The 12156-nt window shown below is 43.0% G+C and carries 13 protein-coding genes; all 13 read left to right on the top strand.

Going from position 1 to position 12156, the window contains the following annotated elements; genetic code table 11:
• The first annotated feature begins 30 nt into the window (after window positions 1-30).
• Window positions 31-447: an HYC_CC_PP family protein gene (locus tag AO058_RS13745; protein WP_057481156.1), complete on the top strand. Its 417-nt coding sequence runs from the start codon at window positions 31-33 to the stop codon at window positions 445-447.
• Between the two features lie 135 nt (window positions 448-582).
• Window positions 583-4365, top strand: coding sequence for an efflux RND transporter permease subunit (locus AO058_RS13740; protein ID WP_075327065.1), 3783 nt, complete (start codon window positions 583-585; stop codon window positions 4363-4365).
• A 64-nt stretch (window positions 4366-4429) separates the two neighbouring features.
• A complete protein-coding gene (locus AO058_RS13735; RefSeq protein WP_075327983.1) occupies window positions 4430-5638 on the top strand; it encodes a TolC family protein in 1209 nt (402 codons plus the stop codon).
• Window positions 5639-5663: 25 nt separating this feature from the next.
• Window positions 5664-7493 (top strand): efflux RND transporter periplasmic adaptor subunit, encoded by a 1830-nt coding sequence (locus AO058_RS13730; protein ID WP_075327064.1) that lies wholly within the window; start codon window positions 5664-5666, stop codon window positions 7491-7493.
• Window positions 7494-7536: 43 nt separating this feature from the next.
• Window positions 7537-8049, top strand: coding sequence for a DUF3347 domain-containing protein (locus tag AO058_RS13725; RefSeq protein WP_034892138.1), 513 nt, complete (start codon window positions 7537-7539; stop codon window positions 8047-8049).
• A 73-nt stretch (window positions 8050-8122) separates the two neighbouring features.
• Window positions 8123-8569, top strand: a complete 447-nt coding sequence (locus tag AO058_RS18580) for a hypothetical protein (protein ID WP_037314436.1) — start codon at window positions 8123-8125, stop codon at window positions 8567-8569.
• 37 nt (window positions 8570-8606) lie between these two features.
• Entirely contained in the window at window positions 8607-8810 is a 204-nt protein-coding gene (locus AO058_RS18575) for a P-II family nitrogen regulator (RefSeq protein ID WP_083482174.1), read from the top strand.
• Window positions 8811-8823: 13 nt separating this feature from the next.
• On the top strand, window positions 8824-8940 hold the full coding sequence (locus tag AO058_RS18950; protein ID WP_083482176.1) for a P-II family nitrogen regulator: 117 nt from the start codon (window positions 8824-8826) through the stop codon (window positions 8938-8940).
• 124 nt (window positions 8941-9064) lie between these two features.
• Window positions 9065-9652 carry a DUF3347 domain-containing protein gene (locus AO058_RS13710; RefSeq protein ID WP_034894378.1) on the top strand — a complete coding sequence of 196 codons (588 nt, stop codon included), beginning with the start codon at window positions 9065-9067 and terminating at the stop codon, window positions 9650-9652.
• Window positions 9653-10105, top strand: a complete 453-nt coding sequence (locus AO058_RS13705) for a heme-binding domain-containing protein (protein WP_075327063.1) — start codon at window positions 9653-9655, stop codon at window positions 10103-10105.
• A 307-nt stretch (window positions 10106-10412) separates the two neighbouring features.
• Window positions 10413-10955 (top strand): helix-turn-helix domain-containing protein, encoded by a 543-nt coding sequence (locus AO058_RS13700; protein ID WP_083572025.1) that lies wholly within the window; start codon window positions 10413-10415, stop codon window positions 10953-10955.
• A 74-nt stretch (window positions 10956-11029) separates the two neighbouring features.
• Window positions 11030-11578: a DUF3347 domain-containing protein gene (locus tag AO058_RS13695; RefSeq protein WP_075327062.1), complete on the top strand. Its 549-nt coding sequence runs from the start codon at window positions 11030-11032 to the stop codon at window positions 11576-11578.
• A gap of 28 nt (window positions 11579-11606) precedes the next feature.
• Window positions 11607-12098 carry a DUF305 domain-containing protein gene (locus tag AO058_RS13690; RefSeq protein ID WP_075327061.1) on the top strand — a complete coding sequence of 164 codons (492 nt, stop codon included), beginning with the start codon at window positions 11607-11609 and terminating at the stop codon, window positions 12096-12098.
• Window positions 12099-12156: the final 58 nt, after the last annotated feature.

Below are 12156 nucleotides of genomic sequence, written 5' to 3'. Positions count from 1 at the left end.
TTTCGTTGTTTTATATATATTTGCAATCTTATGAAATCGTTTTTCCATAAAATATTATCTGTAGCCTTGGCGAGTTTGGTATTTGTTACCACTATGTCGTTTACTGTAAATATGCATTATTGTGGAGATTCATTGGTTGATTTTGCTTTATTTCATAATGCTCAAACCTGTGGTATGGAAAATCAATCATCCCAAAAAAGTTGTGAAGCAGGTTTTTCGGAAAAATCTTGCTGTTCAGATGCACAAATAGTGAATGACGGTCAAGATGATTTAAAAACATCTTACACCAATTTAAGCTTTGAGCATCAAGCCTTTGTTGCTACTTTCTTTTATACTTATATTAATCTTTTTGATGGACTGGATAAGAACATTGTTCCATTTAGAGATTATACACCTCCTTATCTTGTAAGGAACGTACAAAAACTACACGAAACTTATTTAATTTGATTTTAAACAGTTTCCGATAATTATCGGAAAGATTTGCTCTATGGTTACTTCCATCTTGGGCTTACTTTGTTGTGTTTAATTTTCTGATATTATCAGAAAGTTATTCAATGTATAACTGTTTAATTATCAATAAAGATGCTAAATAAAGGCATAAAATTTCTTATAGAAAACAAACTAGTAGCAATTATCCTCCTAGTCCTTTTTGTAGGCTGGGGCGTGGTAAATGCCCCTTTTAATTGGGAAACCGGTTTAATTCCGCGCGATCCCGTGGCGGTAGATGCCATCCCCGATATTGGCGAGAATCAACAAATTGTCTTTACCAAATGGGAGGGGAAATCCCCCCAGGATATAGAAGACCAGATTACCTATCCCCTTACTACTTCGCTCCTGGGAATTCCCGGTGTGAAAACCATCCGGAGTTCCTCTATGTTTGGGTTTTCCAGTATTTATATCATTTTTGAAGAGGATATTGAGTTCTACTGGAGCCGTAGCCGGATTTTGGAAAAACTCAATTCCCTGCCGGCAAACCTGCTTCCCGAAGGTGTAAACCCTGCCCTGGGTCCCGATGCTACCGGGCTGGGCCAGGTTTTTTGGTACACCTTAGAAGGACGTGACAAAGATGGCAATGTTACCGGGGGCTGGGATTTGCACGAACTGCGAAGCATTCAGGATTATTATGTGAAATATGGACTTTCCGGTGCCAGCGGGGTTTCCGAAGTTGCATCCATAGGTGGCTATGTGCAGGAGTATCAGGTAGATGTGGATCCCGAACTGATGCGTCAATACGATATTTCCCTGGCACAGGTGGTAAAGGCCGTAAAGGAAACCAACCGTGATATTGGTGCACAAACCTTGGAAATAAATCAGGCCGAATATTTGGTACGTGGGCTGGGCTACGTTCAGGAAATAGAAGATATTGAAAATGCCGTGGTAACTTCAGAAGAATTTACCAGTATCAAAATAAGCGACATTGCCAAAGTAAACCTGGGTCCGGAAACCCGCCGTGGTATCCTGGACAAAGAAGGTGCCGAGGTGGTTGGCGGAGTGGTTGTGGCTCGTTATGGCGCAAATCCGCTGGAAGTAATCAATAATGTAAAGGATAAAATAAATGAACTTAGCCCCGGCCTGCCCACCAAGGTGCTGGAAGATGGTCGCGAGTCGCAGGTAACTATTGTTCCATTTTACGATCGTACGCAACTGATTCAGGAAACCCTGGGCACGCTTAATGAAGCCCTTACATTGGAAATCCTGATTACGGTACTCGTAATTATCGTTATGGTTTTTAACCTACGGGCCTCCATCCTCATTTCCGGTTTATTGCCAGTAGCGGTTTTAATGGTCTTTATCTCGATGAAGTTCTTTAATGTCGATGCCAATATCGTGGCCCTTTCCGGTATTGCCATTGCTATTGGGACCATGGTGGATGTGGGCGTGATCTTATCTGAAAATATCATCCGGCATCTCGATCAGGACAAAGAACGGAAATATTTGACCACGAATGAAATCGTGTACAATGCCACTGCCGAGGTTTCCGGGGCAATTATGACGGCCGTGCTTACCACCATTATCAGTTTCCTTCCCGTCTTTACTATGGTGGGGGCAGAGGGGAAACTGTTCCGCCCACTGGCATTTACCAAGACCATGGCACTGGTGGCTTCCCTAGTGGTTGCGCTTTTCCTTATTCCGCCATTTGCCGCATCTTTCTTTAAGAAACGGACCCGGCGTACTTCCGCGGGCTGGGTAATACAGGGGATTCTGATAATTGCAGGGCTTACCGCTATTGTTTTTGGATATTTCATCGGTATTGTCCTAATTGCTTTTGGCGTAACCGGAATACTGCTTCTTAAAAAGAAAATTAGTTCCAAAAGATCAAATGTTATCAATATAGCTATTTCGGCTTTCGCCATAGTGCTACTTTTAGCCGAGTATTGGCGTCCGTTGGGTCTGGAAAAAAGTGTTTTCTGGAATTTTATTGTGGTAGGGATTATATCTTTTGGTTTGCTGGGTGTTTTTGCCCTGTTCCAAAAATTTTATACCCGCATCCTCAATTGGGCCTTGCGCAATAAGTTGTTGTTCTTGTCGGTGCCCACCGTTTTGGTTATTCTCGGTTTTATGATTATGCGCAACATTGGGCAGGAATTTATGCCCTCACTCAATGAAGGCTCCTTCTTGTTGATGCCCACTTCGCTGCCCCATGCAGGTGTAGAGGAGAACAAGCGGGTCTTGCAGCAGCTGGATATGGCCGTGGCCGCTATCCCGGAAATTGAGACGGTAGTGGGCAAGGCAGGTCGTACAGAGTCGGCCCTGGACCCTGCACCTATATCCATGTATGAAAATACAATCCAATACAAACCTGAATATATGCTGAATGAACACGGCGAACGCCAGCGCTACCAGGTAAATGAAGACGGTTTATTTATGTTAAAAAATGGCAAATTGGCAATAAACCCAAGTTTAGAGGTGGACGAAGATGCAGCTGGCAGTTATAATGACCGCGAAATCGTGGAATTCCACCGCGTAAAAAACAAACAGCTCATTCCAGATGATGACGGGGAATATTACCGTAACTGGCGCCCCGAAATAGAGTCGCCAGATGATATCTGGAACGAGATCACCGCCGCCACCAAGCTGCCGGGGGTAACCTCGGCGCCCAAGCTCCAGCCCATCGAGACACGGCTGGTAATGCTTCAAACGGGGATGCGCGCACCTATGGGAATCAAAGTGCAGGGGCAAAACCTTCGACAAATAGAAGATTTTGGACTCCAACTGGAAGACCTGTTAAAGCAAGTGGAAGGTGTAAAAGACGAAGCCGTTTTTGCCGACCGTATTGTTGGAAAACCTTACCTGCTTCTTGATATCAAGCGTGAACGTTTGGCTCGTTATGGTATTAGCATAGAAGAAGTTCAGCAACTTTTGGAGGTTGCTGTGGGAGGAAAACGCCTAAGTCAAACGGTTGAAGGACGCGAACGCTACGGTGTACGCGTGCGCTACCCAAGGGAATTGCGGGACAGCCCGGAAGATATGGGCAATATCTATGTTCCGGTTGAGGGCGGCTCGCCGGTGCCGTTAGATGAGTTGGTAGATATCCGTTACGAGCAGGGGCCGCAGATTATAAAAAGTGAAGATACCTTCCTTATTGGCTATGTGCTTTTTGATAAACAGGATGGTTTTGCTGAAGTGGATGTAGTAGAAAATGCCCAGGCCCTTATTCAGGATAAAATCGATAACGGGGAGCTCAGGGTGCCCAAAGGTCTCAGCTATAAATTCACGGGGACTTACGAAAACCAGATTCGCGCTGAAAAAACGCTGAGTGTTGTGGTGCCACTGGCACTGATGATTATCTTTTTGATCCTGTACTTTCAGTTTCAAAAAGTTTCTACCTCGCTTATGATCTTTAGTGGGATCCTCGTGGCTTTTTCTGGCGGGTTTATCCTTATTTGGCTCTATGGCCAGGGTTGGTTCCTGAATTTCGACTTTTTTGGCGAAAACCTTCGGCATATGTTTCAGATAAAAACCATAAACCTGAGTGTGGCGGTATGGGTAGGCTTTATCGCCCTCTTTGGTATCGCTACTGATGATGGCGTGGTAATGGGTACCTACCTTACCCAAACTTTTGACCGGAACGAGCCCAAGAGCCGAAAGGAAATCCGTAAATCGGTGGTGGAAGCAGGGTCCAAGCGTGTTCGCCCCGCCTTGATGACCACGGCTACAACAATCCTGGCACTCCTGCCCGTACTGACGTCTTCGGGGCGTGGCAGCGATATTATGATCCCTATGGCCATCCCCGCGGTTGGAGGTATGTCTATAGCATTAATCACATTGTTTGTAGTGCCGGTGTTATTTAGTTGGAGAAAAGAAGCCGGCATAAAAACCCTGGAGACGGCGAATAATGACAAGAGAATTGAAAATAGAAAATAGAAGAAAGCCTTTTACTATGAAATCAAAAGATATTTTAATAATAAAATTGAATAGAAGAAGCGGAATGCTAGCGGTGATTGTCTCTCTTTTCTTTTTTCTTACAGGAACAGCCCAGCAGCTCCAGCCTTACCTTACCCAGGCTTTGGAAAATAACCCGAAGATACAGGCGTTTGAACTGCGTTATGAAACGGCCCGGGAGAGGATTGAAGAAGTTGGGGTACTCCCGGAAACCCAGTTCAGCGTAGGCTATTTTGCCAGCGAACCAGAGACCCGAACGGGCCCACAGCAGTACAAACTATCGGTGCAACAAATGATTCCGTGGTTTGGGACTATCACGGCAAGGGAGAATTATGCATCAAGCCTTGCCGATGCCCAATATGTGGAAATCGCCACGGCCCAGAGGCAACTGCTGCTAAATGTGGCCGAAAATTATTACAGGCTTTATGCCATTAGGGCAAAGCAACGCGTATTGGAACAAAACATAGACCTGCTGGAAGCCTATGAGGAGCTTGCGCTTACTTCCCTGGAGGTAAACCAAGCCTCGTCCGTAGATGTGCTTCGCCTGCAAATGCGGCAAAACCAGCTACGGGAACGTTTGGAAAACTTCGATGAAGAATTTAAAGCCGAACAAGCCGCTTTCAATACCCTACTCAATGCCGAACGTGGTGCTACGGTAAAGGTGTACGATTCGCTGGCAGTGCCACAGGAAGACCCGGTGCAGTTGCCAGAAGTGCCTCAAGTGCACCCAGAGTTGTTGCGTTTTGACAAGCTATATGAATCGGTAGGAGAAGCAGAAAAAATGAATCGAAAGGAAGCGTTGCCAGACCTGGGTTTTGGTCTGGATTACGTTTCGGTAGGCGAAGCCACTGCGATGGAAGCCCCGGATAGTGGGAAAGATATCCTGATGCCGATGGTCTCGATCACGATTCCAATTTTCGGCAATAAATATAAATCGGTTACCCGACAAAATGAACTGAAGCAACGTGAGCTAAATGCACAGCGGGAGAACCGGCATAACGAATTGGTGTCGCGCCTGGAAACGGCTCTTAGCAATAGGGCAGAGGCACGCATAAGCTACCGTACCCAGCTGCTCAACATCGAGCAAGCCAATGATGCCGAAGAGATACTCATGCGGAATTACGAAACCGGCACCATAGATTTTAACGATGTGCTGGACGTTCAGGAGTTACAGCTAAATTTTCAGTTGAACCTGATAGAAGCGGTAAAAAACTATTACCAGGCCAGTGCAAACATCAATTATTTAAGTGAATAATTCAGAATAAATTAAAACAAAAACGATGAAAAAATATATCATTTACACCGGGTTACTGTTAGGAGGACTGCTTCTGGGCTATCTGTTTTTTGGTGGCAATTCGTCTGAAAATAACGTCGAAACAGCCACTACAGAAGAACATAATCACGAGGAGGAAAACCAGCTGTGGACCTGCTCTATGCACCCGCAAATTATGCAGCCCGAGCCGGGTGATTGCCCCATTTGCGGGATGGACCTTATCCCTGCCGAGAGTGGCGGCGGCGAGGTTGGGCCGCAACAAATAGAAATGTCTGAAACCGCCCTGGCTCTGGCCAATATCCACACCGTGGAGATCGGCGATAGCCTCTTAGGGGATCACGACCTGGTGCTCTCCGGGAAGATCGTGGAGAACGAAGAGGTGAAAAGTGTGCAGGCTTCTTATTTTGGCGGCAGGATAGAAAAACTTTATATAAATTACACCGGGGAGGAAGTACGCCGCGGGCAGGTGTTGGCCACTATTTATTCCCCAGAGCTGGTCTCTGCCCAGCAGGAATTGCTTACCGCTGCGGGGATGAAGGACTCTCAGTCCCGGTTATACGAATCTGTACGCCGAAAATTGAAATTATGGAAACTCAGCGATAAGCAAATTCAGGAAATTGAAGTTTCGGGGGAGGTAAAAGAATATTTTCCTATTTACGCCACGGTTTCAGGTACGGTGACTGAAAAACTGGTGGAAGAAGGCGATTACGTTAAACAAGGGCAACCCCTTTTCGAGATAGCCAATTTAAGTAGCGTATGGGCGCAATTTGATGCTTATGAAAACCAGATTGCCCAGCTTGAAGAAGGGCAACAGATTAGCGTGACTGCCAATGCCTTGCCGGGAAAAGAATATGAAGTGCCCATTACTTTTATTGAACCACTGCTTAATACTGCCACCCGTACGGTAACTGTACGTGCAGTCCTGCCCAATAAGGAAGGTCGTCTAAAACCCGGAATGTTCGTGCGTGGAAAAGTGGCACCGGCCAAGAAAAAAAATGCAGATATTGAAGAACCCCAGCTTATTACAGTGCCAAAATCGGCCGTGATGTGGACCGGGGAACGTTCGCTGGTTTACGTACAACCCAATCCAGACAGGCCTGTCTTTGAAATGAGGGAAGTGAGCCTGGGTGCCGCAGCGGGTGGTAATTATGCGGTTACAGATGGCTTGAGTACCGGAGAGCGCATTGTGGTAAACGGTGCCTTTACCGTAGATGCTGCCGCACAACTCCAGGGCAAAAAGTCTATGATGAACAAGGACGGAGGCAAGACATCTACCGGTCACGAGGGCCACGCCGGTATGGACATGGCAGGTAGCGAAGGTAATGCCAATATGGAAACGGCAGGAACCGGCAACGTTGACCATACCGAAATGCAGGAACGCATCGTGGTACCTGAAGAGTTCACCAACCAGCTAAATGGCGTTTTTGATCAATATTTGAAGTTGAAAAACGCCCTGGTGGAAGATGAGGCCAAAACCGCCCAAGCAACTGCAAATAAAGTACTGGAAGCAATGAACAAGATAGATATGAGTCTTTTAGAGGATCGTGAAGCTCACGACCACTGGATGCTGATTTCAAAAGAAGTAATTGGTGCTGCGGAAAAAATAACGGAGAGTGAAGATATTTCTACTCAGCGGGATCATTTTAAACACCTGTCTGCCCATTTGAGCAAAGCGATGCAACTTTTTGGAGTGGGACAGACCGTTTATAAGCAATTTTGCCCTATGGCAGATGACAATGCGGGAGCCTACTGGCTCAGCCGTTCAGAAGAGATCAAAAACCCTTATTACGGTAGCGCAATGTTAACCTGCGGCGAAATCGTGGAAACTATAAACTAAAGCAGGGAAGAACAAATTTTTATAACCTTTAAAACCTATTAAGATGAAAAGAACAATGATGATGCTCCTTCTAACTTTGTTAAGCATGGGAGTTTATGCACAACACGACCACGACAATATGGCTGGTCATGGTGAAGAAATGCAAATGTCGCCTAAGTTCAAAGACAAAGATCTGGGCGCTGCTTATGAACATTACCTATTGGTAAAGGACGCTTTAGTGGCTTCCAATGATGCAAAGGCCGCCAAGCATTCGATGAAACTCGAGAAAACTTTGGCAAAAGTGGAAAATGCTGAGACGGCTCGCAAAGAAGCTTCGCAAATGGCCGGTGCCACTTCTCTGGAAGACCAACGTGACAATTTTAATGCTCTTAGCGATGCAATGTTGAAACTGGTTAAAAATGGGAAGCTTGCCAAAGGTGAAATTTACCTGGAATATTGCCCTATGGCAAACTCTAATAAAGGCGGCTATTGGCTTTCCAATGAAAAGGCGATCAAGAACCCATATATGGGCCAAAAAATGCTGAAATGTGGTAGTGTAAAAGAAACTATCAATTAATAAAGTCCTGCAAGGTATGGATAGACTCTTTTTTATAGGTCTATCCATTTTGCAGGCACAAAATTAGATTGAAATGAAAAATACATTCAAAGTTCTAACAGCGGTATTTCTTCTGGCCGTGGTTTTTGGTGCTTGTAACTCCTCTGGGGAGCAGCAAAAACAAAAAAAGCAAGACAAACTGGCTACAGAAATTAGTACAAGTACCGCCAATAAACAAACCTTTTCTTTAGATTTTCAGATAGGAGACAAGTTGCCTAATGACCTGGTATGTATGGTAAACGATGCCTATATGGCCAAACCGCAAATCCCGGTTCCGGTAAACGGGAAAACCTATTATGGTTGCTGCGAGATGTGCGTGGGCACCTTGAACAACGAAGAATCTGCAAGGATGGCCACCGATCCCCAAACAGGGGAAAGAGTGGATAAAACCGAAGCCTTTATTGTACTGCTTGACGCGAATGGCCGGGTTGGCTATTTTAATTCAGAAGCGAATTACACAGCTTACACAAAAAAGAGCTAAGCATAACAAAACTTATTTCAACTTAAATTTAGAAGATATGAATGAGATCAAAGCCTTTATCAGACCCGAAAGACTTAGTGAAGTGACCATGAATCTGCGGGAAGAAAACTTTTGTTGTTTTACCGTATTTCAAGGCGAGGGGGTTGGAGATTACACTGATTCCAAAACCGCTTCCCCCAGTTTGAATTTTCCATTTATGCACAGCAAAGTCATTAAAATGGAGATAGTGTGCGAAAAATGAGGATGTAGATAAAATTGTAAATATTATAAAAGTAAGTGCCCGTACTGGCAAAAGCGGGGACGGGCTCATCTATGTAAGCGACGTGGAACAGCGTATAAAAATAAGGACTGGGGAAAAGGAAAGCCGGTAAGTGCTTTTTTTGTTTCCGGTCGAACAACCAAGTAAAATACTAAGTTCCGGGCTGTGTTTTATGGCATCCGGAAAATTTAATTAATTGCAGTAACAGAAATATCAACCTTTTAAAAACAAGAAAAATGAAAACAGTAAAAGTAAGTTTGGGAGTGATGGCTATGGCATTTGCCGTAATAAGCACTTCTTGCAAGAACAACGAGAAAAACAGCAATACAACTATTGAAGACGCGGCGACCGAGCGCGCTGTCCCGATGGAAGAAAACAGGATGGAAAGCAGCAATGCTGCCCAAACCGATGCCAGCCTGACCACATACTTGGAGCTTAAAAATGCCTTGGTAAATGACGATCAGGAGGCCGCGGCCAAAGCCGGGGAAAAAATGGTGGGACAGTTAAAGACCTTTAAAACGGAAAACTACGAACAGAACGACCAACAAGAACTGCAAGATATCATAGAAGACGCCACTGAGCATGCCGAACACATTGCGGAAAGCCCCATAGGCCACCAGCGGGAGCATTTCGACATTTTGAGCAAGGACATGATAGACCTGATTGACATTGTCGGAACCAGCCAAAAGTTGTACCAAGCTTATTGCCCGATGTACAATAATAACAAAGGTGCACAGTGGTTGAGTGTAACCAAAGAAATCAAAAATCCCTATTATGGAAGTAAAATGATGGATTGCGGAGAGGTGCAAAGAGAAATTAACTAAATGAAGACAATCAAAATCATTGCACTGGTTTTTTTAGTTGTGTTGGTGGGCATCCAGTTTGTGCCCACCAATCGCAACCAAAGTGAAGTGGTGCCAAAATCAGATTTTATGCTGGTGAACAATGTCCCGAAAGACGTACAGGATAAATTAAAGGTTTCCTGTTATGATTGCCATAGCAACAATACAGTATACCCTTGGTACAATAAAATACAACCAGCTGCCTGGTTTTTAGAGGATCATATAAAAGAAGGAAAAGATGAATTGAATTTTAATGAATGGGGTGAATATTCCGACCGAAGAAAAAACAGCAAACTCCGGTCAATCATCAGTCAGATTGAAGATGATGAAATGCCACTGGACTCCTACACTTTTATTCATGGGGATGCGAAACTTTCCAAAGAAGAAAAAACAGAAATGATACAATATATGACCCAGCTTAAAAATAGTTTATAGGGGATTTTTAAAATAAACAATATCATATCCCAAAAAAGGAAAGGAATTTTTTCATTGATTGGTTAGTTAATCTTTTTCTTTTGAGAGTATGATGTTAAAGTCCTGTGAGGGAAGGGTATTCTTAAATTTAATTAGTTTATAAAGCCTCTTCCCTTGACAGGCACAAAAACCAAAAAATGAAATATTGTTAGACTACTGGGAAAAACATGGGCGTGGTAGCTTAAATAAATGCTTAGGGTATGATAAAAAATAAATTTTTAAAAAACATTACCAAAAAATTATCATGGTAGAAGTCTTTGTTAAAAATATGGTCTGTAACCGGTGTATTAAAGTAATTAAAAACGAGTTACTTGAAGCCGGGGTGGAAGTAACAAAAGTAGAACTAGGCCGGGTAGTTTATAAAAGCAAAAATATAGCTCGTGATTCTAAAAAGTTAGAAAAGGTCCTCGATGAAAATGGTTTTGAAATATTGGAGGGATCCGATAAAATTTTAGTCGAGAAGGTAAAACAAAGTCTTATACGGCTTTTGGAAAACCTTCCCCTGCAAAAAACGGGGACTTTATCCAGCTACTTATCCAAAGAAACCGAAACTGATTATTCGCGCTTGAGTCGAATTTTTTCCTATACCGAAAATATAACGGTGGAAAAGTATTTTATAAAACTGAAAATTGAAAAGGTAAAAGAACTTATCCAGTTCAAGACCTATAATTTTACCGAGATAAGTGAGCTATTGGATTATACTAATGTAAATTATCTTTCCCGGCAATTTAAAGCAGAAACAGGGATGAATTTATCTGAATATAAGGAACTTAATAAAAATTTTAGAAATTCTTTAGACCAAATTTTATAGATGTTTAACCAAATTATGACAATATATCTTTTTTCTAACCAGTAATTTAGGAACAAATTAAAACCAGTCAAGATATGAAAAATAGATTTTTAAGTTTTAGTGTGTTTTTATTTAGTGTAATTGTATTTACTTCCTGCCTTGATAACAAAGCAAAACAATCGGTAGGAATAGACACCCCTGAAGAGGTTAAAAAAGCCGAAGGGAAAACAGCAGATATCGCCGATCAGGATTTTATAGATGGAATGACGGGAAAAATATGGCATAACTACCTGGAAATAAAAATAGCATTGACCAATGCTGATGCAGGCCAGGTACAGGATGCGTCTCAAAGTATGGTAGCCTCTTTTTCAGAAGAAAGAGCAGAACTGAAAGCTATTGCACAACAATTATCTGAAACCAGCGAGCTGGAAAAACAAAGGGAATTATTCGCATCATTCACAGAAAAAGCAGGGCCTATGTTTGAAGATGCACTTTCTGGCGGTACGATCTATAAAAAGTTCTGTCCTATGGCTTTCAATAACGAGGGCGCATACTGGTATGCCGATATCGAAGAAATAAACAATCCATATTTCGGTGATAAAATGCCCAATTGTGGTTCCGTAAAAAAGACAATTAAAAAGTAAAAACCAACCTAACCAAAACCAAAAAATAATGAATTCAGAAGCAAAAAACCACCATAAAACTGGTGGTAGCAATTACGGTAGATTTTTTCTAATGCTCGGGTTATCTTTTATAGCCATGTACATTACCATGTACCTGAATACCTACGAATTTGATCATGTTTATTTCAGCTTGACCCGTTTTTATATGACCTGTTTGGGGATAGCGGCAATGGCGGTAATTATGTTGTCGTTGATGTTGAAAATGTATAAAAATAAGAAGAAGAATATAGCAATTTACGTGGGTAGCCTGGTGCTGTTTGTCTCTGCTTTAGGTTTAGTACGAGCACAACGACCTATTATTGGCGACGTTTTATATATGAAGGCAATGATTCCCCACCATTCGATTGCGATTTTAACTAGTAAGCGGGCAGATATTAAAGATCCTGAAACCAAGAAACTGGCAGAAGAGATTATTGAGGCCCAGAAACGGGAGATTGCCCAGATGAAGAAGATCATTTATCGTTTGGAGAACGAGGAATAATATTAAGCGAGACCCCACAGGTTTTGAAAACCTGTGGGGTCTTCTTTAAATAATCAAT

The sequence above is a fragment of the Salegentibacter sp. T436 genome (assembly GCF_001932675.1).
In the GTDB taxonomy this organism is placed as follows: Bacteria; Bacteroidota; Bacteroidia; order Flavobacteriales; family Flavobacteriaceae; genus Salegentibacter; species Salegentibacter agarivorans.
Note: the sequence above shows the minus strand (reverse complement) of the source record. Positions and strands in the feature narration are given on the sequence as shown.